This window comes from Bradyrhizobium pachyrhizi (assembly GCF_001189245.1).
Classification (GTDB): Bacteria; Pseudomonadota; Alphaproteobacteria; order Rhizobiales; family Xanthobacteraceae; genus Bradyrhizobium; species Bradyrhizobium pachyrhizi.
The window spans coordinates 122,844-146,564 of the sequence record NZ_LFIQ01000049.1 but is presented as its reverse complement, the minus strand read 5'-3'; the positions used below and the strand labels follow the sequence as shown (position 1 = coordinate 146,564).

Sequence of the window (23,721 nt, the reverse complement as noted above, 5' to 3'; positions counted from 1 at the left end):
GACGTCGATCGCGTGCTCGAACTGGTGCCCGATGCCAAAGCGGCGTGAACAGGGCCGCCCGAACTGAAGAACTGAAACATCCCACCGGGGATGAGGAAGTAGAGGTCGCAGATGAGAACCTGTCTTGTTGTCGATGACTCAAGCGTCATTCGCAAGGTCGCCCGCCGCATCCTGGAAGGGCTCGACTTCCAGATCGTCGAGGCTGAGGATGGCGCCAAGGCGCTCGAGGCCTGCAAGCGCGCGATGCCGGAAGCCGTGCTGCTCGACTGGAACATGCCGGTCATGGACGGCTACGAGTTTCTCGGCAATCTCCGCCGCATGCCCGGCGGCGATCAGCCCAAGGTCGTGTTCTGCACCACCGAGAATGATGTCGCGCATATCGCACGCGCGCTGCATGCCGGTGCCAACGAGTACATCATGAAGCCGTTCGACCGGGACATCGTCACCGCGAAGTTCCAGGAAGTCGGGCTGATCTAGAGCATGATCCGGAAAAGTGGGAACCGGCTTTCCGAGAAGATCATGCTGACTTAGATTCTCCGTTCGATCCGGCGGCAGAAGCCTTCGGCTCAACGGTTGTTGTGCGTCGTGTTGCGTCGCTGGTGAAGCCATGAGTGTTGCGTTGACAAGTACTGCGGTCCCGACATCGACCCGATCCGACAAGGTGCGAGTGATGGTGGTCGACGATTCCGTGGTGATCCGCGGGATGATCTCGCGCTGGATCGGCGCCGAGCCCGACATGGAGGTCGTCGCCTCGCTGCGCACAGGCCTCGACGCCGTCAACCAGCTCGAACGCATCAACCCCGATGTCGCGGTGCTCGATATCGAGATGCCCGACCTCGACGGCATCTCGGCGCTGCCGCAGCTGCTGGCGAAGAAGCGCGATCTCGTCGTCATCATGGCCTCCACGCTGACCCGCCGCAACGCGGAGATCAGCCTGAAGGCGCTCTCGCTCGGTGCGTCCGACTACATTCCGAAGCCCGAAAGCACGCGCGAGGCCACCGCCGCGGAAACCTTCCGCCACGACCTGATCCAGAAGATCCGTCATCTCGGCGCCAAGGCGCGGCGCAGCCCGGTGCACACGACGGCAAGCCCGCCGCTTGCGCCCGGTCATGACAGACCGCGGCCGTCTATTCCCGCTGCCGCGCACACGGCGCCGGCCCAGGCCACGCGCCGTTCGTTCGGCCTGCTGTCGCCCAAGGTGCTGATGATCGGCTCGTCGACCGGCGGACCGCAGGCGCTGATGACGCTGGTCGCCGAGATCGGCCCGGTGATTGATCGCTTCCCGGTGTTGATCACCCAGCACATGCCGCCGACCTTCACGACCATTCTCGCCGAGCATCTGGCGCGCACCAGCAAGCGGCCGGCGCATGAGGGGATCGACGGCGAGAGCGTCAAGCCGGGCCAGATCTATCTGGCGCCCGGCGGGCGCCACATGCGCGTCGCCCGCCACGGCGTCGATGCCACGATCGCGCTCGACGACGGGCCGCCGGTCAATTTCTGCAAGCCCGCTGTGGATCCGATGTTCACCTCTGCGATCGATGTCTGGCAGGGCAGCATCATGTCCGTGATCCTGACCGGCATGGGCTCCGACGGCATGCGCGGCGGCAAGGACATCGTCGCCGCCGGCGGCAGCGTGATCGCCCAGGACGAAGCGACCAGTGTGGTGTGGGGCATGCCCGGCGCCGCGGTCAATGCCGGCATCTGCGCCGCGGTGCTGCCGCTCAATCAGATCGCATCGAAGCTTGTTCGGGTATTTGCGGGAGACCGTTCGTGACGCCGCTGGACTACGAGTATCTGCGTAAGCTGCTGAAGGAGCGTTCCGGCCTCGATCTCTCCGTCGATAAGCAGTATCTCGTCGAGAGCCGCCTGCTGCCGTTGGCGCGCCGGTCGAACCTCGCCGGGATTCCCGAGCTGGTGCAGCGGATGAAGGGCGGCGCGGAGCTGCTGACATCGGAGGTGGTCGAAGCGATGACCACCAACGAGACCTTCTTCTTTCGCGACAAGATCCCGTTCGACCATCTGAAGGAAGCGGTGCTGCCCGCGCTCGCGCAGGCGCGCGCGGCGCGCCGAAGCTTGCGCATCTGGTGCGCGGCGTCGTCGACCGGGCAGGAGCCGTATTCAATTGCGATGCTGCTGAAGGAGATGACTGCGCTGTTTGCCGGCTGGCGGATCGAGATCATCGCCACCGACCTGTCGCAGGCGGTGCTCGAAAAGGCGAAGGCCGGCCTCTTCAGCCAGTTCGAGGTGCAGCGCGGCCTGCCGATCCAGCTGCTGGTCAAGTATTTCGTGCAGAAGGGCGAGCTCTGGCAGCTCAACGCCGATATTCGCGGCATGGTGCAGCACCGCCAGCTCAATCTGTTGCAAGACCTGTCGCATCTCGGCACCTTCGACGTGATCTTTTGCCGCAACGTGCTGATCTATTTCGATCAGCAGACCAAGGCCGGTATCTTCGGCAAGGTGGCCAGGATGCTCGAGCCCGACGGCGTGCTGGCGCTTGGCGCGGCGGAATCCGTGGTCGGCATCACCAACCTGTTCAGGCCCTATCCCGACCGGCGCGGGCTCTATCAGCCGAGCGTCGCCCCGGTCGCGCGCGCCGGCGCCGCGCTGCATGTGCTGAAGGCGGTTGCGTCCGCTGCGCGGTGAGGCGAGACATCTCGTTTTAACTCCGTCACCCTGAGAAGCCGCGAAGCAGCGTCTCGAAGGGTCGGGGGCCACCAGCGGGGGCCGTGCATCCTTCGAGGCTCGCAAGGGCTCGTACCTCCAGCGACAAAAGCGAAGCCTTTGCGCGGGGATGACGGCGACAGAGCCGCGTTCGTTTCAACGTTCATGAGCTACAAAATCGCGTGCGGCAGGAAGCGCGAGGTGTTGCCGGTGATCGGATTCTCGTCTTCCCGAATCGAGAGTCCGCAGGGCGTGCCATCGACCACCCAGCTGCCGAGTACCGGATACTGCCCGGAAAAATTCGGCAGTGGCGCCAGTGCCTGGCGGATGAAACCTTCGGTGCCGTAGGGGCCTTGCTCGGCGACCAGCGTGACGCCGGCGCTGACCAGCTCGACATTGGCGCCCTCGCGCGAATAGATCGGCTTGCGCACGAACGACGTGCCGAGCCGGGCGGCTTGCGGGTCGTCCTCGAAATAGGCCGGCAGCAGATTGGGGTGGTTCGGGAACATCTCCCAGAGCAGCGGCAGGATGCCCTTGTTGGAGAGGATCGCCTTCCACGGCGGCTCGATCCATTGCGTCGGCGCGGTCGAGAGGTTCTTGCCGAACGCGTCGTGGAACATCCATTCCCAGGGATAGAGCTTGAACGCGAGCGCGATCGGGCGTTCGTCGAGGTCGACGAACTGACCGTCGTCGCGCAGTCCGATCTCCTCGATGTCGAGCAGCGTGGTCTTCAGCCCGGCCTGCGCTGCGGCGTCCTCGAGATAGGCGAGCGTGCCGGCGTCCTCGGGATTTCCGGTCAGTCCGGTGAGATGCAGCGGGTGGGTCGCGCCGATCTTCTTCCAGGCCTCGATTAGCCGGTCGTGGATCGAGTTGAACTGGTCGGCGCGCTTCGGGATGATGTTGCGCGCGATCGCCTGTTCGAGCCAGATCCATTGAAACACCGCGGCCTCGAAGATCGAGGTCGGCGTGTCGGCATTGTATTCGAGCAGCTTGGCCGGGCCGCGCCCGTCGAAGGTGAGATCGAGCCGGCCGTACAGGCTCGGGTTCTTGCGGCGCCAGCTTGCCGCGATCAGATCCCAGTACGCCTCCGGTATCTTCAGCCGGCGCAGATAGCGTTCGTCCTTGACAGCGCGTCCGGCGAGTTCGAGGCACATCGCGTCGATCTCGCCGGTCGGCGCCTCGATCGAGCGCTCGATCTCGTCCAGCGTGAACGCGTAATAGGCGCGCTCGTCCCAGTACCGTTCGCCGTCGATGGTGTGGAAGGTGAAGCCGGCATTCTCGGCAGTCGTCCGCCAATCGTCGCGTTCGGGACATGCGATGCGTTGCATGAGGGGAAACCGCGCTCGCTCGTCAGCCTGGTGTCAGCTTCCGCCATGCGACGGATCGTCGTCGCCGTAGCGGGCGATGGTGCGCGGCGCGCCGCCGAAGCCGCCGGAGGGCGAGCGTTCGGCGGGCTTTCGCTTCGCGTCGTGCCCTGCATGGTGGTGGCTGCGGGCATGGCTTGGCGTCAGGCCGATCGACGCCGCGCCGATCGCGATACTCCCCATCAATTTCAGCCATACGCGGCGCGAGCGTTTCATGGACGCAATCCCTGCCTTGCCGTCTGCGGAGCCATGCCGAGTTTCCATCAGCTGCGTTCGCCGGGCAAGCGAAAGCGCGATGACACGGCGATGACACGGCAACATGCATCAGCCACCGCTGAAGCCGAACGCATGCGCGAATGAACCGAAGCCGCCGCGGCTCACCGACGAGCTTGACGACGAGCTCGCGGACGAGGAGGTGCCGCTCGACGACGAGCTGCTGTTGAAGAAGCTGCTGCGTGACGAGCCGCCGCTGCCGCCCGATCCGGACGACGAACTGCGCGCCGTGCAGTCGACGCCGGGTTGTGGCTGGACCGGTGTGGCGACGCCCGGTGCGGTGACGCCCGGCGGCGTCGGCGGCACCGGCTGGCAATTCGGCCGCGGCATCAGCGCGTAGGCACTGCCGCCGACCGCGAGCGTGCCCATCAAGAGCAGCGCGACATGGTTGGAGCGCTTGGATGGCGCATCCGGCCGCGGCGGCGTCGGCACGACCGGTCGCCGTTTGCCGAAGTCCGGGTTCGGTTCGCGCGCCATGGTGGCTCAACGGCTCAGTAGATCATGCAGGCCGCGTTCAGCGCGCCTGCGGCCAGCGAGGACAGTCCGAGCCAGATCGCCGGCGCCATTTCGCCGGAGGCGATCCGCCCCGACAGGTTCGGCACCGGGATCTTCACGATGTAATAGACGATGATCTGCACGATCAGCGCGATGAGGCTCCAGATCAGGCAGTCCACCACATTGGCGGAATGGGCGATGGCGCTGACCACCGGCAGCACGAAGCCGAGCAGGCTTAAGCCCAGCGCAATCGCTGCCGCCGGATCGTTGTCGCGGATCAGCTGGAATTCGTCATGCGGCGTGACGCGCGTGTAGACGAAGAGGTAGGCGACCACGGCGATCAGCGCCGTGCAGAAATAGACCAGGAACGCCGGCAGGCCGGCGAGGGATTGCAGGATCATGTCGGGGCGGTCCGGGAGTTCGTCAGGATTCGCGCGAGGCAGGATTGCACGTTCCCTTGGTCGGCGCATGCCGACAGCCGGTTCAATCCCAAACAAAAACCCCGCCATTTGCGGCGGGGTTCAGGTCGAAAGGAGCGAACCTTGCGGTTCTCTGCGGGCGCCCGGAAGGTCAGGCGGGAATGCGCTCGTCGGCCTCGTGCGGCTCGCGCAGCACGTAGCCGCGGCCCCACACGGTCTCGATGAAGTTGCGGCCTTCGGAGGCGTTGGCGAGCTTCTTGCGGAGCTTGCAGATGAAGACGTCGATGATCTTCAGCTCCGGCTCGTCCATGCCGCCGTAGAGATGGTTGAGGAACATTTCCTTGGTGAGCGTAGTGCCCTTGCGGAGCGAGAGGAGCTCCAGCATCTGGTATTCCTTGCCGGTCAGGTGCACGCGCTGGCCGCCGACCTCGACCGTCTTGGTGTCGAGATTGACCACGAGATCGCCGGTCTGGATGACCGACTGGGCGTGACCCTTGGAGCGGCGCACGATCGCGTGGATGCGGGCGACCAGTTCGTCCTTGTGGAAGGGTTTGGTCATGTAGTCGTCGGCGCCGACGCCGAGACCCTTGACCTTGTCCTCGATGCCGGCGAGGCCGGAGAGGATCAGAATGGGAGTTTTGATCTTCGACACCCGGAGCTGCTTGAGCACGTCGTAGCCGGACATGTCGGGCAGGTTGAGGTCGAGAAGGATGATGTCGTAGTCGTAAAGCTTGCCGAGATCGACGCCCTCTTCGCCGAGGTCCGTCGTGTAGACGTTGAAACTCTCGGACTTGAGCATCAATTCGATCGACTGCGCGACGGCGCTGTCATCTTCAATCAGCAAAACGCGCATGCCAGTCCCCTATAGTCGCCGCTCCGGGCGTCAGGTCGGCCGCACTTGCGGCACTCACAAAACGCCTTTGAACAACTGATTCGGATCCTGACGAGATATGGTTAACAAAAACTGATTCCTCCACGCAAGCTCTAACCGTGCAATTTTTGTCGAATCGCCCTAAGATATTGCGTAGAAGAAGCTTTTCCTAACCGCGTCCGTTCAGTTTCCACATTAAGAGACGGGCCTAACCGACTCTCGCGACTCGCCCTTCTTCTGATGGGCAAGCGACCTCAGTCACCAAAGACAGTGACGCAATGATTAATGATGCGGGTAAACACGAAGTTAAGCGGCCGGAGCAAAAAAGCGGAAACTTAAGGTTTTCGCAATGAAGGCGCTCGCGGAGCAGATCGGCGACATCGACGGCGTCAATATTTATGGCCGTGTGGTCGGCGTCCGCGGGCTGATGGTCGAGATCGCGGGCCCCATTCACGCGATGTCGGTCGGCGCCCGCATCGTGATCGACGTCGGCGCGGGCCGCTTCATCCCCGCCGAGGTGATCGGCTTCTCCGGCGAGAACGCGGTGGTGATGCCGTTCGGCGGACTAGATGGCGTGAGGCGCGGTTGCCGCGCGGTGATCGCCAACGCGGCGAGCCAGGTGCGGCCGTCGCCGGCCTGGCTCGGCCGCGTCGTCAACGCGATGGGCGAGCCGATCGACGGCAAGGGCCCGCTGGTGCAGGGCGCTTCGCCGATGTCCTACCGCAACTCGCCGCCGCCGGCGCATTCGCGCAAGCGGGTCGGCCCGCCGCTCGATCTCGGCGTGCGCGGTCTCAATACTTTCCTGACCTGCTGCCGCGGCCAGCGGCTCGGCATCTTCGCCGGCTCCGGCGTCGGCAAGTCGGTGCTGCTGTCGATGCTGGCGCGCAATGTCGATGCCGCGATCTCGGTGATCGGGCTGATCGGCGAACGCGGCCGCGAGGTGCAGGAATTCCTCCAGGAGGATCTCGGCGAGGAGGGGCTGGCGCGCTCGGTCGTGGTGGTCGCCACCTCGGATGAGCCGGCGCTGATGCGGCGCCAGGCGGCGTATCTGACGCTCGCCATCGCGGAATATTTCCGCGACGAGGACCAGGACGTGCTGTGCCTGATGGACTCGGTGACGCGTTTTGCGATGGCGCAGCGCGAGATCGGCCTCTCGGCGGGCGAGCCGCCGACCGCCAAGGGCTACACGCCGACCGTGTTCACTGAACTGCCAAAGCTGCTCGAGCGGGCAGGGCCGGGCACCGGCGACGGCACCATCACCGCGATCTTCACGGTGCTGGTCGACGGCGACGATCACAATGAGCCGATCGCGGATGCGGTGCGCGGCATCCTCGACGGTCATATCGTGATGCAGCGGGCGATCGCCGAGCGCGGCCGCTATCCGGCGGTCAACATCCTTAAGTCGGTGTCGCGCACCATGCCGCGGTCGGCCGACCCCAACTTCCTGCCCTACATCAACAAGGCGCGGCAGGTGATGGCGACCTATGCCGACATGGAGGAATTGATCCGGCTTGGGGCCTACCGGCCGGGTTCCAGCGCGGAGGTCGACGAGGCGATCCGGCTGCATGAGCCGCTCGAGGCCTACCTGCGCCAGGCCAAGGACGAGTCCACCAGCCTTCCCGACGGCTACCGGCAACTGGCTCAAATCCTGTCGGGTTTGGAAACGGAACGCTAACTTTGTCAGGCCATCATCGCCGGCACACCATAGCTATGCCGGCGGGGCCCAGCGGGGAGCCGGCTCTGTCCCGCGTTCAGATTTGGGACTTCTGGGGAGTATGAGTCGATGAAGTCACGTGAAACGCTGATCCGCCTGAAGAAATTTCAGGTCGACGAAAAGCGCCGTCGGGTTACCCAGATCGAAGGCATGATCGCCGACTTCCAGCGCATGTCGGTCGAGCTCGAGCGCGAGATCCAGACCGAGCAGGAGCGCGCCGGGATCAACGACCCCACGCACTTCGCCTATCCGACCTATGCCAAGGCCGCGATCCAGCGCCGCGAGAACCTGACCCGTTCGGCCGACGAACTGCGCGCCCAGCTCGACGACGCCAAGGCGCTGCTGTCGGAGGCATTCGAGGAATTGAAGAAGGTCGAGCTGCTCGACGAGCGCGACCAGGCGCGCGAACGCGCGGAGGAGAGCGCTCGCGAACAAGCCGACATGGATTCGATCGGCCTGATGCGGGCCCGTCTCGGCGTCATCGCCTGAACCCTCGCTCCCTCCGCTGACCAGATTGAGAGCCCGGGCCGATCGCCCGGGCTTTTTGCTGGGCGCTGTCCACAAGCCGCCGGCCTGCCGGCCACTTGTTAGCCCCTTGGCGGATCGTGGTGTCCCAAAATATGCTACCACCGGTCAGGACGGATGATCGGCGGCACGGTGGCAATGAGGCGATGGGGGGTCGGGGCTTGGAGGGCGCAAGATGCTGACGCCGGCTGAGCTGGTCTGGCTGATCGCCGCCGTCGCCAAGGGGGATGAGGCCGCCTTCGAGCGGCTGTACGCCGCGACCCGCGCGAAACTCTTCGGCGTCGTGCTCCGTATCTTGCGGCGACAGGACCTCGCCGAGGAGGTCATTCAGGAGGCTTACGTCAAGATCTGGAACAGCGCCGGGCAGTTCAACCCAGCCCTGTCGTCCCCGATCACGTGGATGACGTCGATCGCGCGCAACCGGGCCATCGACGTGGTGCGCAAGCGCGGCGAGGCCTCGCTGGAGGAAGAGCCGGCGGCGATGGAGGTCGCAGCCGACCAGCCCGATCCGCTGGCGCGACGGGAGATGACGGAAGAGTTGAAGCGATTGCTGGAGTGCGTCGGTCGTCTGGAGCCGGATCGTCAGAAGCTCGTGCTGCTCGCCTATTACAACGGCTGGAGCCGCGAGCAACTCGCCGCAAAGTTCGAGACGCCGGTGAACACGGTGAAGACCTGGCTGCGCCGCAGCCTGATGGATATCCGGGAGTGTCTTGGACTCTGATTGATGGCCTATAGCGAAGACCATATCGCGCTCGCCGCGGAATATGCGCTCGGAACGCTCGATGCCGAGGAGCGCGCGCAGGTCGAGACCATGATGGCCGTCGACAGCGAGTTCGCAGTGCTGGTGCAGGCCTGGCAGTTCAGACTCGGGCCGCTGAACCAGATGGTCGGCCTGGTCGAGCCGCGTCCGGTGGTCTGGGACAACATCAAGACGGCGATCGGCCCCACGAGCGCGCCGCAGGCGCCGTTGGGGCTGCCGGAGACGCCGGCCACGACGGTGACGCCGCCGCCTTCGCCAGTCACAGACGATCCCGAATTCGGCTCGGCGTTCGATCCGGAGCCTGCGCAGTCGCCCGAGCCCCGGAGGCTGCCCGAGGCCCGACCGCCGCGGGTCATCTTCGACGAACGCAACGTGACCGCGCTGACGGGCCGCGTGAAACGCTGGCGCGGCATCGCGTCGGCCGCGACCGCGATCGCGGCCGCGCTGCTCGTCACGCTCGGTCTGCAGATCTATCGGCCCGACTCTCTGCCGAATGCGATCCGGCCGAAGCCGCGCATCCAGACCGTCGAAGTGAAGACGCCGGCGCCGGCGTTGACGCCGTCGGCGCAATATGTCGCGCTGCTGCAGGGGCCGAATGGCGGGCCGGCCTTCATCATGACCATCGACGGCGCCACCAAGAACTTCACCGTCCGCAAGGTCGGCGCCCCGTCGGAGCCCGGCAAGAGCTTCGAGCTCTGGCTGATCTCCGACAAGCTGCCGCAGCCGCGCTCGCTCGGCGTGATCGGCGCCGATGATTTCACCGCGCGGCCGGTGCTGTCGGGCTACGATCCCGACGTGATCAACGGCGCCACCTACGCGGTGACCGTCGAGCAGGCCGGCGGTTCGCCGAACGGCCAGCCGACCTCGGCGCCGATCTTTACCGGGAAGCTGATCGAGACCGTGCCGGGCGCGTCGGGTTCGCCGCCGCGATAGGCCAGCCGCCCATCGTCATAGGTTGCCGATGGTGGTGGTCCGTCATTGCGAGCGGAGCGAAGCAATCCATCCTTCCGCATGAGCGGTGACAGTGGATTGCTTGGCTGCGCTCGCCAATGACCTGGATAAGATGTCGCGTCGACCACCCGCAAAAAAAGAAAACGCCCGTGGGGAGCGGGCGTTTTCGATAGTCAACTTGGGGGTAGTTGGGGGTCTTAAATATCCACGCAGCGACTTTGGGGGGCTGTAAAGAACACTACGTGAATTCGTGAAACTCTCCTGTTAGCGGACCAGCGAGTTGCTGGAGCTGGTGATCGCGACGGGCTTGCCGGCCTTCATGACCCGCGCCGTCTGCGTGTATCCCTCATCCGACGAATTATGTGCCGCGATGCCGAAGCCCGCGACCAGGATACCGGCGAACAACGCCACAACCACAATCTTCAGGTGCGTCATACGATCGGCGCTGTAGATCGAGTGGTTCATGGAAGTCTCCTGCCGCCTTCCTGCTCTCGGTAATCTGTCGGTTCGGTCTGTTGTCCGGTTCAACGTCTCGTGCCCCGCTAACGTAGGATTTGCCGATTCCGTTCCCTAGAGGTCATCACAAGGCCGTGATGAGACGTGATCGGCCGCGATCAAAAATGACCCTTTGGTAATTAAAGCTATTTAATATCAGTATCTTGAACTTGCACTGGAATGCTGCATCCCAGATAGGGCCGTTCCGGCCTGTTCCCCATAAATCAGTTGCCTGTGGCGAGAAAACACAGACGAAAACGCAAGTGATTTGCGGCCGCTAGCGCGTTTTCGCGCGAAGTGGACACCCGGCTCGCGTGCAGAAAACGCTTCCGGACAACAGGCTCTAAACGCTGCCGACCGTCTTCAGCCGGGCCCTGGGATGGATCTCGGCTTGCGACAGGACGGTGGTCTGCGAGCGGAACCGTTCCACCAGCGAACGAACGAACGGCCGGATCGCGGCCGACGTCACCAAGACCGGCGCCTCGCCCTCGCGCGCCGCCTGCTCGAAGGCGTTGCGCACGGCGGTCATGAACTCCGATAGTTTCGAGGGCTGCATCGCCAGGCTGCGGTCGTCGCCGGTGCCTACGATCGACTCCGCAAACGCCTGCTCCCAGCGCGCCGACAGCGCGATCAGCGGCAAATAGCCGTTCGGCGAGGTGTTTTGCGCACAGATCTGGCGGGCCAGCCGGGCACGGACGTGCTCGACCATGGTGGCCGGGTTGCGCGAGAACGCCAGCGCGTCGGCGATGCCTTCGAGAATGGTCGAGAGATCGCGGATCGAGATGCGCTCGGCGAGCAGCAATTGCAGCACGCGCTGGATGCCCGACACCGTGACCTGGCCCGGCACGATGTCCTTGATCAGCTCGCCTTGCTCCTTCGGCAGGTCCTTCAAGAGCTTCTGCACCTCGCCGTAGGACAACAGGTCCGCCATGTTGGTCTTGAGCAGCTCGGTCAGATGCGTCGACAGCACTGTCGCGGCGTCGACCACGGTGTAGCCCTTCAGCGCGGCCTCTTCCTTCAGGCCGGCATCGACCCAGGTCGCCGGCAGGCCGAAGGTCGGCTCGATGGTGTGGATGCCGGGCAGTTGCACCTGGTTGCCGGCCGGGTCCATGACCATGAACTGGCTCGGCCAGATCTTGCCGGTGCCGGCGTCGACTTCCTTGATCTTGATGACGTAGCTGTTGGCTTCGAGCTGGACGTTGTCGAGGATGCGCACCGCCGGCATCACAAAACCCATCTCGATGGCCAGCGAGCGGCGCAGCGCCTTGATCTGCTCGGTCAGGCGGTCGGTGCCGTCGGGGCCGTTGACCAGCGGCAGCAGCGCGTAGCCGAGCTCGATCTTGAGGTCGTCTATCTTGAGCGCGGCGGCGATTGGCTCCTCCGCGGCTGCAGCGGCGGCGGCCGCGGCCGCAGCAGGGGCAGCGGCTGCTGCCGTTTCGGCCGCCTTCGCGGCCCGCTTCTGCTTGCGTGCGTTCCAGGCCAGCACCGCGGCGCCGGAGCCGAGCGCCAGGAACGGCAGCGTCGGAATGCCCGGCAGCAGCGCCAGCACCAGCATCACGCCGGCCGACATGCCGAGCGCCTGCGGATAGCCGGAGAGCTGGCGCATCAGCGCCTTGTCGGCGGCGCCGGTGATGCCGGCCTTGGAGACCAGGAGGCCGGCGGCGGTCGAGACGATCAGCGCGGGCACCTGGGTGACGAGGCCGTCGCCGACCGTCAGGACGGTGTAGGTCCGGGCGGCTTCGCTGAAGGAGAGGCCCTGCTGGGCGACGCCGATGATGATGCCGCCGACGATGTTGATGCCGACGATCAGGAGGCCGGCGATGGCGTCGCCGCGGACGAATTTCGAGGCACCGTCCATGGCACCGAAGAAGCCGCTCTCGTCTTCCAGCGCCTTGCGGCGCTCCTTGGCGGCCTTCTCGTCGATCAGGCCGGCGGAGAGGTCGGCGTCGATCGCCATCTGCTTGCCGGGCATCGAGTCCAGCTGGAAGCGTGCGGCGACTTCGGCGATGCGGCCCGAACCCTTGGTGATGACCACGAAGTTCACGATCACCAGGATCGCGAACACGATGATGCCGATCACGAAGTTGCCGCCCATCACGAAGTTGCCGAACGCCTCGATGACGTGGCCGGCGGCCGCCGTGCCCTCATGGCCGTGGCTCAGGATCAGCCGGGTCGAGGCCATGTTCAGCGACAGCCGCAGCATGGTCGAGATCAGGAGGATGGTCGGAAACGAGGAGAATTCCAGCGGCGCCTGGATGAACAGCGAGGTCATCAGGATCAGGATCGAGACCGTGATCGAGACCGCCAGGAACAGGTCGAGCACGATCGAGGGCAGCGGCAGGATCAGCACCACCAGGATGGTGAGGACGCCGATCGCCAGCGCGATATCGCCGCGCTTTAAGATGTCGCCGATCTCGCCGAGGCTCGGCAATCCGCTCTTGCCTGCCGTGCCCTGACCCGCCGTGACGTCGACCATGGTAGCCGCTCTCCCCCGCGACTGGCGGCTGCGGCCGCCAAGCGTCTGCGCGACGGCCGCAGGGCCGCCGTTCCGAAAGTGAGGCACCGCGCTGGCGTTCACGGGGATCTCCGCCCGTTAGACGCGTTCGACGACACTCGACTTCACTCGGCAATTCTTGCCGGGTGTATGGTTAGCAAAGGGTTAATAAGTGTCGTCCAGGGACCGTGCGGGGAGGGGGAGCGCGGACGTCGCAGGCCCGAGGCGTCAGGAGGTCGGTCGGGTAGGCTGGATCGTCCGGCCGTTCGGGGATGGCCTCGCGGCCTCTATTTGAGCGCACCAAGCACGACGCCCGATGCGGCGATGATGCAGAGCGTGATGACACTGGCGCGCCACAAGAACTGCTGCCGGGCGGCGCGCCGGTCATGAAAGGTCAGCCAGTCGCGAACGAAGCCGGCGGGAATGTCGAACACCACCGCAAGCTCGTCGCGATGGTGCGTCTCATGTTCGCAATACATCGTCCGGACCGTCGGCACGCCCAGCCGCTCGAGCTCGCAATGCCACTCCCAGGCATGCTTGCCGTTGGTCCAGCGATTTTCGAAAGGGACCACGTGTGATTCCATGACGAGCCTCCTGGCCCACCCTGAACCCACGTCGCCATTGTAGCTCAAGGTGAGGACCGGCGCGAGATCGGCGCCGGTCGCCTCGGCCGATCACAGCGGCGCTAGTTGGCCGACTGCGTCCATCTGCGCCAATGCGTCGGCTGGATGTCGAGGTGCTTGCTGCCGGCATGGTCGACCCATTCGGCGCCGTCGCGGTGGCACGGGAACATGAGCGCGTGGACCATGCCATCATAATCGAGGACACAGACTTCGAGCTCGCGGTCCGACGGCGCTGATGCAACGGGTAACCACTCTGCTGACGAATGCATGATGACCCTCCGACAGTTAAGCGCTTCGATCCTTCAACCTTGCGAACTGCGCGCCGTCCAGCGGGATGATAGGTCCGGATGGCGGGCCGCCAGTGTGAACCGGTTCGCATTGTAGCAGTTTCTTCGTAAGCATGGATCACAGTTCGACGGCCGTTATTCCCGGGTTCGCCAGGAACCGCGCCGGAGTTGAACTTGCCCGGCCCGGCGTCCGACCAAACGCAAATTGAACGTCTTTGCTCAGGGATGCCGGATGTCAAAACCGATGCGCCGTACCGTTGCAGTGCCTGACGGATATGCGTTGGTGCGACGCGGCCTCGTCGCAGCTATTTCCGTTTGCTGCATTTGCGGTGCGACCGCCGTAGCCGCCAAGCCGCCCGGCGCCGAGGCGGTGATGATCCGCATGATCACCTGCGACGGCGAGGGCGTCCGGATGGAGGTGTATCTGCCACTCTCGGTCGACCGCCATATGCGGGGCGGACAATCCGTCATCGGCTATTACACGCTCGATCTGACCGACGTGAACAAGGGCAAGCCGCTTGAGCCGGTGCGTGTCACGTTGAGCACCGACCAGAAGACCGTGACCGTCGATCAATACCTCCGGGGCCTGCCGCCCACCCGCATACCGGTCACTGGCGGCACCGTCGATTTCGACCAGCGGTTCGCAAAGCACGCGAAGTGCCGCCCGTTCCAGTCGCAGGATCCCAATTTCGGCAATTGATCCGGCTCACTTTCTCGTCGCAGGACGCGCGTCCCGTTGTTCGCGCATGCCTAATCTCTCGGCAATGTGGCTTGACCCGGAGGCAAATGCCGACGAAGTTCCGCCTGCCGTGGTAATTTCTTCTGAATATTCCCCTGAAGTCGCTACGTTCATTCCCGACTCGCGCCGGGCATGGCTGCGCCTCGTCGTGGCCGTGGTGATCGGCTCGCTCGGCAGCGTCGGCATGTGGTCGGTCGTGGTGGCGTTGCCGGTGGTGCAGACCGATTTCGGCGCGACCCGCGGAACGGCCTCGCTCGCCTTCACCATGGTGATGCTCGGCTTCGGCCTCGGCCAGGTCGTCACCGGCAAGATCAGCGACCGCTACGGTATCGTCGCGGCGATCGGCGCCGGGATCGGCATCCTCGGCCTCGGCTATGTCGGCGCCGGCTACGCGCCGTCGATCTGGGCCTTCATCCTGCTGCATTTTGCCATCGGCCTGTCGTCGGCGGCGACCTTCGGCCCGTTGATGGCGGAGGCGTCGCACTGGTTCGAGCGCTACCGCGGCCTCGCGGTCGCGATCGCCGCGAGCGGCAATTACGTCGGCGGTACGGTGTGGCCGCCGCTGGTCAATTTCGGCATGCAGAGTGTCGGCTGGCGCACCACCCATGTTGCGATCGGCATCTTCACCGCGGTCTCGATGCTGCTTGCGCTCATGGTGCTGCGCGTGTTGATGGGCGCAGCGACCAGGCGCAGTCATGTCAACGCGGCACCGCCCCGGGTCGACCTCAAGCTTTCCACCAACGCGCTGACCGCGATCCTGTCGCTCGCGTCGATTTCCTGCTGCGTGGCGATGTCGATGCCGCAGGTCCATATCGTCGCCTATTGCGGCGATCTCGGCTACGGCGTGGCGCGCGGCGCCGAGATGCTGTCGCTGATGCTCGGCTTCGGCATCATCAGCCGGATCGGCTCCGGCTTCCTCGCCGACCGGATCGGCGGTATCCGCACCCTGCTGATCGGGTCGATCGCGCAAGGCGCGGCGCTGTTGTTCTATCTGTTCTTCGACAGCCTGACCTCGCTCTACATCATCTCGGCGATGTTCGGCCTGTTCCAGGGCGGCATCGTGCCGAGCTACGCGATCATCGTGCGTGAGGCGATGCCGGCGTCGGAGGCCGCGACGCGGATCGGCATCGTGATCTTCGCCTCGGTGTTCGGCATGTCCTTTGGCGGCTGGATCTCGGGCGTGATCTTCGACGCCACCGGCTCCTACGCCGCCGCCTTCGCCAACGGCCTCGCCTGGAACCTGCTCAATGTCAGCATCATCCTGCTGCTCATGATGCGGGCGCGGCAGCGGGTGGCGCTGGCATGATTCTCGATCACACCGACTGGCCGGCCTTGAGCAATGAGCAGCCGGTGATCTTCAGGCTGCCGTCGGCCTGCCGCACCAGCGTGTAGAGCGCCTCCCACGCCTCGCCATTGGCGTCGACGATATGGACGCGCTGCGCGATCCGGTCGCCGTCGCTGCGCGCCTCGCCGAACTCGAAGCTTCTGTGCCGATAGACCGGCGCATATTGATTCTGCACCATCGACATGAAGATGTCGGCTTGCGGAAAGATCTGGCGGATCGCCGGCGCGGCATGCGAATAGGCCGCCGCGGCGTCGTCGCGGCCGAACGCCTGCTCCTGGGCGCGGATCACAGCCTGCGCGGCGCCGACGTCGTCGGCCGCTGCGGGAGCGAGCGAGCCAAGCAGAATAGCGACGAACATCAGGATGATGCGCATGCGGTGGCACCGTCGACAGTCGGACCTTCCAGTCGCCGCAAGGCTACTCCCGCACGACCACGGCGGCAACGGAGCAGGGGGCCTGCGGCGGCTGGCTCCGAACGACCGAGCAGCGCGATGTCAGTTGACGCGCCGATGGCGGCGCAGCGCCTCAGCAGTCGGGCATCCGGCGTGCCGCGCATGACGCGTTGCGAATGGCTGCTCGATGGTGACGATCTGGCAACCGTATTGCGCCGAAACCTCGGCGATGACGTTCGACACCGCGTCGTCGATCCGCGAGCCGGGCAGATGCGCGACGATCAGGTCGCCGATGCTGAGGCGCTTGCGGACGCGCATGTCGTTGTCGATGCGGTAACTGAACAGGGCATGGATCACGCCGCGGCGATCGCGGATCGCGATCAGCCCGGTCTCGGGCGAGCTGCCGCGGCAGCGCCGGCGCACGAACCGCAGCCACTGATCCGTGGTAATACTTGCATCATGCATGAACACCAGCGGATAGGCCACGATCGCATGCTGATGGTCGATCGGAAGTGCCTGGAATTGCTCGTTCATCGCCGGATTCCCCGATGATGGCGAAACTGCTGGGGAAAGCGCGGCGCAGCATTGATCTGCATCAATGCCGCCGGCGGTTGATCCAGATCAAATCGGGGTTGATAGTGTCAAGCACCCAACCAAGCGGACACCCGAAGCCATGAGCATTGCCGAGCCACTGCAGGATTCGTGTGCAGGCGCGACGCGTTCCGACTGCAGGCACGGCCGCGCCACGAATGGCTGCGAGGACTGCAAGGTCAGGCTGTTCAGCGTCTGCGCTGCGCTGGAGCCGTCCGAGCTCGAGGAGCTCGACCGGATCAGCCAGGCAAAGCAGGTTCCGGCGCGAACGACGCTGTTCGAGCAGAGTGCGCTGGCGGGCAGCGTGTTCAATGTCACCGACGGGGTCGTGCGGCTTTACAAATCATTGCCCGACGGCCGCCGCCAGATCGTGGGTTTCGCGCTGCCGGGCGACTTCCTCGGACTTGCGCTGCAGGACCGCTACGGCGTCACCGCGGAGGCGGTCAACGAGGTCGCGGTTTGCCGTTTCGTGCGATCGGCGTTCCTCGCCTATGTCGACGGCAAGCCGCATCTGCTGCGCCGCCTGCATGAGTTCGCGGGGCACGAGTTGAGCCTGGCGCAGGACCAGATGTTGCTGCTCGGACGGCGCAGTGCCGAGGAAAAGATCGCTGCATTCTTGCTCAACATGCAGACGCGATACGCCCGGATCGGAAGCGTGTCCGTCACCGTGCCGCTGCCGATGAGCCGGCAGGACATCGCCGACTATCTCGGTCTCACCATCGAGACAGTGAGCCGCACGCTGACCCGCCTTGCGCGCGAGAAGGTGGTGTTGATCGTGCCCGATGGCGTGCGGCTGCTCGACCTCGAACGGCTCAAGCTGAGCGGCGCGAGCTGACGCTTCGGCGTCGGCTTTTTGATCCAGCACAAGGCGATGCGCGCGCAGGCGCGCTAGGTCTCTCCATGATATGCAGGAGACGACCCATGCCTCTCGACACTATCCTTGTCATGATCGCGGTCACAGCGATGTTCGCCACAATTGCCGCCGTTATTGCGTGGGGCGACCGGCAGACGCGCGATCTGTGATACTGTCGTGTGATCAGAGCCTTTCCGGTCCGATTGATGTAGCGCTTCGTCGCGAACAGATCGTCCTGCCGGTTGACGATCAGCATGGCGTGGTCGCGCTCTAGCGTGTCGGGATTCTTGCGCTGCTCGTCGGAGCGGAACGTGCCGCCGACGATCTTGCCCGTCATCTCGTAGTCGCAGCCGGCCTTCCAGTCGCCCTGGTCCCACTTCCATCCCATCGCCTTCACGGCGCCGTTGCTCTCGGTGGTGATCTTGATGATGGCGTTATGGGCGAGCCAGATGCCGGCAAGCCCGCCGCGTTTGTCGTCAAAGCCTTCGAGCAGCGCCAGGCGTTCGCGCTGCAATCCGTCGACGTGGTCGCGCGCATCGACGGTGAAGTGAACCTGGGAGCTCTGCTTGTTCCAGGCCGGGTGCAGGAATTCCGGATATTGCTGCGTCTGGCTCTTCACCCAGCCGCGCCATGCGGCCCCTGCGGCTTGGGTCGCCCGCTGCGCGCGCCGGGTTCAAAATGTCGGCGGTGTGCAGGCCGAGATCACCTCGCACGGCTTGGCGCCGATGCAGCGGAAGCGGTGCGGGCGGCGGCTTTCGAAGTAATAGGCGTCGCCGGCGTTGAGCACCCGCCGCTCGTCGTCGACCGTGACCTCGAGCCGGCCCGAGATCACGATGCCGCCTTCCTCGCCCTCATGCACCAGCGGCACCCGGCCGGTGTCGCTGCCGGGCTCGTAGCGCTCTTTCAGGATCTGCAACGCCCGGCCGAACAGACTGTCGCCGATTTGCAGGTAGGAGATCGGCTTCTTGCCGATCTCGGTCAGCTCGTCGGCGCGATAGAACGCCTTGCGCGGCCGCTCCGGCTCGATCGCGAAGAATTCGGCGAGCCCCATCGGAATCCCGTCGAGGATGCGCTTGAGGGCGCCGACCGACGGGTTCATCTGGTTGGATTCGATCAGCGAAATCGTTGAATTGGTCACGCCGGAGCGCTTGGCGAGCTCGCGCTGCGACAGCTTGTGCCGCGCGCGGATGAATCGAAGCCGACCGCCGATGTCGACGCTCATGGCAGTCCCCTTGGCAAATCCCTGTTGCAGGTGTTGCGGATCGAACAAATCTTGGCAGACCGCCTCAACAAGATCAATGGCTTGCGCTGCGGCAGAAAAGGACTTGTTGAGTGCCTGGAAGAGTGGTCCGACTAGCGTCAGTCAGCAATGGAGCGCCGCCGTGACCGTTCATCAGATTCCGAACACCATCAAGACCGACTCGTTCTGGATGCCGTTCACGGCCAACCGGCAGTTCAAGAAGGCGCCGCGGCTGTTCTCCTCCGCCAAGGGCATGTACTACACCTCGGTCGACGGCCGGCAGGTGATCGACGGCTCAGCCGGCCTGTGGTGCGTCAACGCCGGCCACGGCCGCCCGCAGATCGCGGCCGCGGTCGAGCGGCAGCTGTCGACCTTGGACTTCGCCCCCTCGTTCAACATGGGCCACCCGCTGGCGTTCGATTTCGCCGAGCGGCTTGCCGAGATCGCCCCGAAGGGGCTGGATCGCGTCTTCTTCACCAATTCGGGCTCTGAATCGGTCGATACCGCGCTGAAGATCGCGCTGGCCTATCACCGCGCCGCCGGCCAGCCGAGCCGCACCCGTTTGATCGGCCGCGAGCGCGGCTATCACGGCGTCGGCTTCGGCGGCATGTCGGTCGGCGGCATGGTCGCCAACCGCCGCCAGTTCGCGACCCATCTGCCCGGCGTCGACCACATCCGTCATACCCATGATCTCGCCCGCAACGCCTTCGCCAAGGACCAGCCGGAGCATGGTGCCGAGCTCGCCGACGACGTCGAGCGGATGGTGGCGCTGCATGGCGCCGACACCATCGCGGCGGTAATCGTCGAGCCGGTGCCGGGCTCGACCGCAGTGCTGCCGGCGCCGAAGGGCTATCTGCAGCGCCTGCGCGAGCTCTGCACCAAGCACGGCATCCTCCTGATCTTCGACGAGGTCATCACCGGCTTCGGCCGCCTCGGCACCCCGTTCGCCGCCAACTTCTACGGCGTGACGCCCGACATGATGACGACCGCGAAGGGCATCACCAACGGCACCGTGCCGTGCGGCGCGGTGTTCACCAGCCGCCAGATCCACGACGGGCTGATGGTTGGCCCGGACAACGCCATGGAGCTGTTCCACGGCTACACCTATTCGGCGCATCCGGTGGCCTGCGCGGCGGGTCTTGCCACGCTCGACATCTACAAGGACGAGGCTTTGCTGACCCGCGGCGCCTCGCTCGCCGACTACTGGCGCGATGCCCTGCATTCGCTGAAGGGTCTGCCGAACGTGGTCGACATCCGCAATCAGGGCCTGATGGGCGCGGTCGAAGTCGCGCCGCGCGATGGTGCCGTCGGCGCGCGCGGCTACGACATCATGGTCGATTGCTTCAATCGCGGCCTCTACTTCCGCATGAGCGGCGACTCGCTGGCGTTGTCGCCGCCCCTGATCGTCGAGAAGTCGCATATCGACGACATCGTCTCGATCCTTGGCGACTCCATCAAGCGCGTGGCCTGATAATTGCTAGCTAGATATTAGCTAGCTCTACAAATTGCTGTCGCCGTTGCGAAGCAGAGTGGTTTCGCAGCGGCGATTGCGTTTTCGCTGCAGGATGTGAGGAAAAGTGAAGGTCCTTGTTCTCGGCAGTGGCGTGATCGGCGTCACCTCTGCCTATTACCTTGCGCGCGCCGGTCACGAGGTGACGGTGATCGACCGTCAGCCCAAGCCCGCGCTGGAAACCTCCTTTGCCAATGCCGGCGAAGTGTCGCCGGGCTACTCATCGCCCTGGGCCGGCCCCGGCGTGCCGGTCAAGGCGGTGAAGTGGCTGTTGATGAAGCACGGCCCGCTGGTGATCCGCCCCAAGCTCGATCCCGTGATGTGGCTCTGGCTCTTGAAGATGCTGCGCAACTGCACGACGGCGCGCTACGCGGTGAACAAGAGCCGGATGATCCCGATCGCGGAATACAGCCGCGACTGCCTGCAGGCGCTGCGCGGCGAGATCGGCATCCGCTATGACGAGCGTGCGCGCGGCACGCTGCAGCTGTTTCGCGAGCAGGCGCAGCTCGATCACACCGGCGACGACATCGCGGTGCTGAAGCAGTACGGCGTGCCGTTCGAGGTGCTCGGCCGCGAGGGCTGCATCGCCGCCGAGCCCGCGCTGGCCGGCGTGAAGGAAAAATTCGCCGGCGGGCTGCGGCTGCCGCATGACGAGACCGGCGACTGCCACATGTTCACGCAGGCCCTGGCGCTGGAAGCCGAGAAGCTCGGCGTGCGCTTCAACTTCAATGTCGGCATCGACGGACTGAATGCGGACACCACCCGGATCACCGGCGTCGCGACCAGCGCCGGAATGATGACGGCGGACGCCTATGTGCTGGCGCTCGGCAGCTATTCGCCGATCCTGCTGCGGCCGCTCGGCATCTCGCTGCCGGTCTATCCGGTCAAGGGCTATTCGATCACCGTTCCGATCAAGGACGCGTCCGGCGCGCCGGAATCGACCGTGATGGACGAGAGCTACAAGGTCGCCATCACCCGGCTCGGCGATCGCATCCGCGTCGGCGGCACCGCGGAGATCTCAGGCTATTCGACCAAGCTCTACGCCGCGCGGCGCGCGACGCTGGATCATTCGCTGACCGACCTGTTTCCGCGCGGCGGCGACCTTCCCAGGGCCACCTTCTGGTGCGGGCTGCGCCCGATGACGCCGGACGGCCCGCCGGTGATCGGCGCAACGCGCTTTGCCAACCTGCACCTCAACACCGGCCACGGCACGCTCGGCTGGACCATGGCCTGCGGCTCGGGCCGGGTGCTGGCGGACATGCTCTCGGGGAAGAAGCCCGAGATCGACACCAAGGAGCTGTCGATCAAGCGCTACGATGTCAGGTTCGGGTAGGCCTCATCGCCGCACGCGAGCCACTATTCGGCGGCGTGCTTCACGGGCGGTTCGGCATCGTCGTCTTTCTTCGTTGCCGTCCAGTTCGACAGCGCATTCGAGAATCGGTCGAGATAGAGATACACGACCGGCGTTGTGAACAGCGTGAGCGCCTGGCTCACGATCAGGCCCCCCACCATCGCATAGCCGAGCGGCTGACGGATTTCCGATCCCGTTCCGGTGCCAAGCATCAGCGGGACGCCGCCGAGCAAGGCCGCCATCGTCGTCATCATGATCGGGCGGAAGCGCAGCAGGGCCGCTTTCCGGATCGATTCACGCGGCGATAGATGCTCCTCGCGTTCGGCGGCGATCGCGAAGTCGACCATCATAATGCCGTTCTTCTTCACGATCCCGATCAGGAGGATGATGCCGATCAGCGCGATCAGGCTGAAATCGAACCCGAACGCCATCAGGATCGCCAGCGCGCCGACCCCGGCCGATGGCAGCGTGGACAGGATCGTGAGCGGATGGATGTAGCTCTCATAGAGCACGCCGAGGATCAGGTAGACCACGACCAGCGCGGCCAGGATCAGCAGCGGCACCGAGCTCAGTGACTGCTGGAAGGCCTGCGCGGTACCCTGGAAACTCGAGCTGAGCGTGGCTGGAGCACCGAGATCGGCGACCGCGTTCTGGATCGCATCGGTGGCCTGGCCGAGCGCCACTCCTTGCGCGAGGTTGAAGCTGATCGTGGTGGCCGGAAACTGCCCCTGGTGTGCGATCGCGAGCGGGCGCACCGGAATGGTGGTCCATTTGCAGAACACGGAGAGCGGTACCTCGTCCCCCGTGGTCGGCGACCTGATGTAGATCTTGTTGAGCGTGTCGAGCTTGCCCTGCAATTCCGGGAGGATCTCCAGGATGACGTGGTAGCTGTTGAGCTGGGTGAAGTATTGGGTCACCTGGCGCTGGCCGAACGCGTCGTACAGCGTGTCGTCGATCAGTTGTGGCTGGATGCCGAAGCGCGACGCGGTGTCGCGATCGATGGTCAGTGTCAGCGTCGTTCCCTCGGTCTGCTGGTCGGTGGCGACGTCGCGCAGTTCGGGCAGCGTCTTCATTCTGGCCAGAATCTTCGGCGCCCATTCGTTCAGCTCGTCGAGTTTTGCATCCTGCAGCGTGTATTCGAATTGGGTCCGCGTCGCGCGGCCGCCGAGCCGGACGTCCTGGGAGGCCTGCATGTAGAGCCGCGCGCCCTCGACCGCCTCGAGCTTCGGCCGCAACCGTTCGATGATCTGCTGCGCGCTCGCGTCGCGCTCCTCGCGCGGCTTCAGCGTGATGTACATGCGGCCCGAATTGAGCGCGGTACCGCCGCCGCCGAGTTCATCGGCCATGCTGTCGACCGCGGGATCGGCCCGGACGATGCTGCTGAGCTCTTCCTGATGCCGCTTCATGTCGGCAAACGAGATATCTTGCGCCATCTGCGACACGGCGATCAGGAAGCCGTTGTCCTGTTGCGGGAAGAATCCCTTGGGAATGATCACGAACAGGTAGACCGACAGGGCCACCGTCGCGAAGAAGATGCAGAGTGTGGTGCGGCTCCAGCTCAGCGCCAGATCAAGGCCGCGTTGATAGCCATGCAGCATCCTGTCGAATGCCGCCTCGCTCCATTGGTAGAGCCGGCCGTGCCTGGTTTCGCCATGCGCGCGCAGGAAGCGCGATGCCATCATCGGCGTCAGCGTCAGCGACACCACCAGCGAGACGAAGATCGCCATCGCGAGCGTCACCGCGAACTCGCGAAATAGCCGGCCGATCAC

General features: G+C 65.0%; 26 protein-coding genes. 13 read left to right on the top strand and 13 right to left on the bottom strand.

Features of this window, described 5'->3' with window-relative positions; translation table 11 throughout:
• Positions 1-111 precede the first annotated feature (111 nt).
• The 3 genes from AKL29_RS08225 (at position 112) to AKL29_RS08215 (ending at position 2,643) form a co-directional block, all read left to right on the top strand.
• Complete coding sequence (locus AKL29_RS08225) at positions 112-477, top strand: response regulator (protein ID WP_018273268.1); 366 nt, start codon at positions 112-114, stop codon at positions 475-477.
• A gap of 130 nt (positions 478-607) precedes the next feature.
• Positions 608-1,774, top strand: a complete 1,167-nt coding sequence (locus tag AKL29_RS08220; RefSeq protein ID WP_050383758.1) for a protein-glutamate methylesterase/protein-glutamine glutaminase — start codon at positions 608-610, stop codon at positions 1,772-1,774.
• The gene (locus AKL29_RS08215; RefSeq protein WP_050383757.1) at positions 1,771-2,643 is read left to right on the top strand and encodes a CheR family methyltransferase; all 873 of its coding nucleotides are present in this window, start codon (positions 1,771-1,773) and stop codon (positions 2,641-2,643) included. Before AKL29_RS08220 ends, AKL29_RS08215 begins: the two co-directional genes overlap by 4 nt.
• Positions 2,644-2,831: 188 nt before the next feature.
• Here the strand turns inward: AKL29_RS08215 and AKL29_RS08210 are convergent, their stop codons facing one another.
• Positions 2,832-3,989 carry a glutathionylspermidine synthase family protein gene (locus AKL29_RS08210; protein ID WP_050383756.1) on the bottom strand — a complete coding sequence of 386 codons (1,158 nt, stop codon included), beginning with the start codon at positions 3,987-3,989 and terminating at the stop codon, positions 2,832-2,834.
• A gap of 33 nt (positions 3,990-4,022) precedes the next feature.
• Positions 4,023-4,241: a hypothetical protein gene (locus AKL29_RS08205; protein WP_050383755.1), complete on the bottom strand. Its 219-nt coding sequence runs from the start codon at positions 4,239-4,241 to the stop codon at positions 4,023-4,025.
• Between the two features lie 103 nt (positions 4,242-4,344).
• Between AKL29_RS08205 and AKL29_RS46430 the strand changes: the two genes are divergently transcribed.
• Positions 4,345-4,638 carry a hypothetical protein gene (locus AKL29_RS46430; RefSeq protein WP_050383754.1) on the top strand — a complete coding sequence of 98 codons (294 nt, stop codon included), beginning with the start codon at positions 4,345-4,347 and terminating at the stop codon, positions 4,636-4,638.
• Between the two features lie 151 nt (positions 4,639-4,789).
• Here the strand turns inward: AKL29_RS46430 and AKL29_RS08195 are convergent, their stop codons facing one another.
• Entirely contained in the window at positions 4,790-5,194 is a 405-nt protein-coding gene (locus AKL29_RS08195; RefSeq protein WP_050383753.1) for a DUF350 domain-containing protein, read from the bottom strand.
• Positions 5,195-5,363: 169 nt separating this feature from the next.
• Complete coding sequence (gene ctrA, locus AKL29_RS08190; RefSeq protein ID WP_016848562.1) at positions 5,364-6,065, bottom strand: response regulator transcription factor CtrA; 702 nt, start codon at positions 6,063-6,065, stop codon at positions 5,364-5,366.
• A 367-nt stretch (positions 6,066-6,432) separates the two neighbouring features.
• On the opposite strand from ctrA, the gene fliI reads away from it, so the two are divergent.
• The 4 genes from fliI (at position 6,433) to AKL29_RS08170 (ending at position 10,015) form a co-directional block, all read left to right on the top strand.
• Positions 6,433-7,758 carry a flagellar protein export ATPase FliI gene (gene fliI, locus AKL29_RS08185; protein ID WP_028335735.1) on the top strand — a complete coding sequence of 442 codons (1,326 nt, stop codon included), beginning with the start codon at positions 6,433-6,435 and terminating at the stop codon, positions 7,756-7,758.
• A gap of 108 nt (positions 7,759-7,866) precedes the next feature.
• Positions 7,867-8,286: a flagellar export protein FliJ gene (fliJ, locus tag AKL29_RS08180; RefSeq protein WP_016848565.1), complete on the top strand. Its 420-nt coding sequence runs from the start codon at positions 7,867-7,869 to the stop codon at positions 8,284-8,286.
• A 211-nt stretch (positions 8,287-8,497) separates the two neighbouring features.
• On the top strand, positions 8,498-9,043 hold the full coding sequence (locus AKL29_RS08175) for a sigma-70 family RNA polymerase sigma factor (protein WP_028335734.1): 546 nt from the start codon (positions 8,498-8,500) through the stop codon (positions 9,041-9,043).
• A gap of 3 nt (positions 9,044-9,046) precedes the next feature.
• Entirely contained in the window at positions 9,047-10,015 is a 969-nt protein-coding gene (locus AKL29_RS08170; RefSeq protein ID WP_050383752.1) for an anti-sigma factor, read from the top strand.
• Between the two features lie 282 nt (positions 10,016-10,297).
• Here AKL29_RS08170 and AKL29_RS08165 read toward each other — a convergent pair whose 3' ends face one another.
• The 4 genes from AKL29_RS08165 to AKL29_RS42720 all read right to left on the bottom strand — a co-directional run bounded on the left by AKL29_RS08165 (position 10,298) and on the right by AKL29_RS42720 (position 13,914).
• Positions 10,298-10,498 carry a hypothetical protein gene (locus AKL29_RS08165; RefSeq protein ID WP_016848568.1) on the bottom strand — a complete coding sequence of 67 codons (201 nt, stop codon included), beginning with the start codon at positions 10,496-10,498 and terminating at the stop codon, positions 10,298-10,300.
• A gap of 373 nt (positions 10,499-10,871) precedes the next feature.
• Positions 10,872-13,004, bottom strand: a complete 2,133-nt coding sequence (flhA, locus tag AKL29_RS08160; RefSeq protein ID WP_050383751.1) for a flagellar biosynthesis protein FlhA — start codon at positions 13,002-13,004, stop codon at positions 10,872-10,874.
• A gap of 305 nt (positions 13,005-13,309) precedes the next feature.
• Positions 13,310-13,606, bottom strand: a complete 297-nt coding sequence (locus AKL29_RS08155; RefSeq protein WP_050383750.1) for a hypothetical protein — start codon at positions 13,604-13,606, stop codon at positions 13,310-13,312.
• A gap of 101 nt (positions 13,607-13,707) precedes the next feature.
• Positions 13,708-13,914, bottom strand: a complete 207-nt coding sequence (locus AKL29_RS42720) for a hypothetical protein (protein ID WP_038377701.1) — start codon at positions 13,912-13,914, stop codon at positions 13,708-13,710.
• A gap of 262 nt (positions 13,915-14,176) precedes the next feature.
• On the opposite strand from AKL29_RS42720, the gene AKL29_RS08145 reads away from it, so the two are divergent.
• Both AKL29_RS08145 and AKL29_RS08140 read left to right on the top strand, forming a co-directional pair.
• Complete coding sequence (locus AKL29_RS08145) at positions 14,177-14,632, top strand: hypothetical protein (protein ID WP_050383749.1); 456 nt, start codon at positions 14,177-14,179, stop codon at positions 14,630-14,632.
• Positions 14,633-14,741: 109 nt separating this feature from the next.
• Entirely contained in the window at positions 14,742-15,977 is a 1,236-nt protein-coding gene (locus AKL29_RS08140) for an MFS transporter (protein ID WP_050383773.1), read from the top strand.
• A 7-nt stretch (positions 15,978-15,984) separates the two neighbouring features.
• Here AKL29_RS08140 and AKL29_RS08135 read toward each other — a convergent pair whose 3' ends face one another.
• Both AKL29_RS08135 and AKL29_RS08130 read right to left on the bottom strand, forming a co-directional pair.
• Positions 15,985-16,389, bottom strand: coding sequence for a DUF4864 domain-containing protein (locus AKL29_RS08135; protein ID WP_050383748.1), 405 nt, complete (start codon positions 16,387-16,389; stop codon positions 15,985-15,987).
• Between the two features lie 120 nt (positions 16,390-16,509).
• Complete coding sequence (locus tag AKL29_RS08130) at positions 16,510-16,941, bottom strand: hypothetical protein (protein ID WP_050383747.1); 432 nt, start codon at positions 16,939-16,941, stop codon at positions 16,510-16,512.
• A gap of 139 nt (positions 16,942-17,080) precedes the next feature.
• Here AKL29_RS08130 and AKL29_RS08125 point away from each other — a divergent pair, with 139 nt between their 5' ends.
• A complete protein-coding gene (locus AKL29_RS08125; protein ID WP_050383746.1) occupies positions 17,081-17,833 on the top strand; it encodes a Crp/Fnr family transcriptional regulator in 753 nt (250 codons plus the stop codon).
• Here the strand turns inward: AKL29_RS08125 and AKL29_RS08120 are convergent.
• A complete protein-coding gene (locus AKL29_RS08120) occupies positions 17,811-18,470 on the bottom strand; it encodes a hypothetical protein (protein ID WP_050383745.1) in 660 nt (219 codons plus the stop codon). The two genes, AKL29_RS08125 and AKL29_RS08120, sit on opposite strands and share 23 nt — an antisense overlap.
• A 54-nt stretch (positions 18,471-18,524) precedes the next feature.
• On the bottom strand, positions 18,525-19,073 hold the full coding sequence (locus AKL29_RS08115) for a cupin domain-containing protein (RefSeq protein ID WP_050383744.1): 549 nt from the start codon (positions 19,071-19,073) through the stop codon (positions 18,525-18,527).
• Between the two features lie 160 nt (positions 19,074-19,233).
• Here AKL29_RS08115 and aptA point away from each other — a divergent pair, with 160 nt between their 5' ends.
• Both aptA and AKL29_RS08105 read left to right on the top strand, forming a co-directional pair.
• Complete coding sequence (aptA, locus tag AKL29_RS08110) at positions 19,234-20,562, top strand: omega-aminotransferase AptA (protein ID WP_038377699.1); 1,329 nt, start codon at positions 19,234-19,236, stop codon at positions 20,560-20,562.
• Between the two features lie 106 nt (positions 20,563-20,668).
• The gene (locus AKL29_RS08105; protein ID WP_050383743.1) at positions 20,669-21,934 is read left to right on the top strand and encodes a D-amino acid dehydrogenase; all 1,266 of its coding nucleotides are present in this window, start codon (positions 20,669-20,671) and stop codon (positions 21,932-21,934) included.
• Between the two features lie 23 nt (positions 21,935-21,957).
• On the opposite strand, the gene AKL29_RS44525 is transcribed toward AKL29_RS08105, so the two are convergent.
• Positions 21,958-23,721 (bottom strand): efflux RND transporter permease subunit (locus tag AKL29_RS44525; RefSeq protein ID WP_244481832.1); only part of this gene is annotated, 1,764 nt, incomplete at its 5' end.

Excerpts from the sequence above, each read along its gene's own strand:
- AKL29_RS08175 (WP_028335734.1), top strand. The coding sequence starts at position 8,498 with ATGCTGACGCCGGCTGAGCTGGTCTGGCTGATCGCCGCCGTCGCCAAG.
- AKL29_RS08125 (WP_050383746.1), top strand. The coding sequence starts at position 17,081 with ATGAGCATTGCCGAGCCACTGCAGGATTCGTGTGCAGGCGCGACGCGT.
- flhA (WP_050383751.1), bottom strand. The coding sequence starts at position 13,004 with ATGGTCGACGTCACGGCGGGTCAGGGCACGGCAGGCAAGAGCGGATTG.
- AKL29_RS08165 (WP_016848568.1), bottom strand. The coding sequence starts at position 10,498 with ATGAACCACTCGATCTACAGCGCCGATCGTATGACGCACCTGAAGATT.
- AKL29_RS08195 (WP_050383753.1), bottom strand. The coding sequence starts at position 5,194 with ATGATCCTGCAATCCCTCGCCGGCCTGCCGGCGTTCCTGGTCTATTTC.
- AKL29_RS08145 (WP_050383749.1), top strand. The coding sequence starts at position 14,177 with ATGCGCCGTACCGTTGCAGTGCCTGACGGATATGCGTTGGTGCGACGC.
- AKL29_RS46430 (WP_050383754.1), top strand. The coding sequence starts at position 4,345 with ATGCATCAGCCACCGCTGAAGCCGAACGCATGCGCGAATGAACCGAAG.
- fliJ (WP_016848565.1), top strand. The coding sequence starts at position 7,867 with ATGAAGTCACGTGAAACGCTGATCCGCCTGAAGAAATTTCAGGTCGAC.
- ctrA (WP_016848562.1), bottom strand. The coding sequence starts at position 6,065 with ATGCGCGTTTTGCTGATTGAAGATGACAGCGCCGTCGCGCAGTCGATC.
- AKL29_RS08205 (WP_050383755.1), bottom strand. The coding sequence starts at position 4,241 with ATGAAACGCTCGCGCCGCGTATGGCTGAAATTGATGGGGAGTATCGCG.
- AKL29_RS08220 (WP_050383758.1), top strand. The coding sequence starts at position 608 with ATGAGTGTTGCGTTGACAAGTACTGCGGTCCCGACATCGACCCGATCC.
- AKL29_RS08170 (WP_050383752.1), top strand. The coding sequence starts at position 9,047 with ATGGCCTATAGCGAAGACCATATCGCGCTCGCCGCGGAATATGCGCTC.
- AKL29_RS08135 (WP_050383748.1), bottom strand. The coding sequence starts at position 16,389 with ATGCGCATCATCCTGATGTTCGTCGCTATTCTGCTTGGCTCGCTCGCT.
- AKL29_RS08225 (WP_018273268.1), top strand. The coding sequence starts at position 112 with ATGAGAACCTGTCTTGTTGTCGATGACTCAAGCGTCATTCGCAAGGTC.
- AKL29_RS08115 (WP_050383744.1), bottom strand. The coding sequence starts at position 19,073 with ATGAGCGTCGACATCGGCGGTCGGCTTCGATTCATCCGCGCGCGGCAC.
- AKL29_RS08130 (WP_050383747.1), bottom strand. The coding sequence starts at position 16,941 with ATGAACGAGCAATTCCAGGCACTTCCGATCGACCATCAGCATGCGATC.
- fliI (WP_028335735.1), top strand. The coding sequence starts at position 6,433 with ATGAAGGCGCTCGCGGAGCAGATCGGCGACATCGACGGCGTCAATATT.
- AKL29_RS08155 (WP_050383750.1), bottom strand. The coding sequence starts at position 13,606 with ATGGAATCACACGTGGTCCCTTTCGAAAATCGCTGGACCAACGGCAAG.
- AKL29_RS08210 (WP_050383756.1), bottom strand. The coding sequence starts at position 3,989 with ATGCAACGCATCGCATGTCCCGAACGCGACGATTGGCGGACGACTGCC.
- AKL29_RS42720 (WP_038377701.1), bottom strand. The coding sequence starts at position 13,914 with ATGCATTCGTCAGCAGAGTGGTTACCCGTTGCATCAGCGCCGTCGGAC.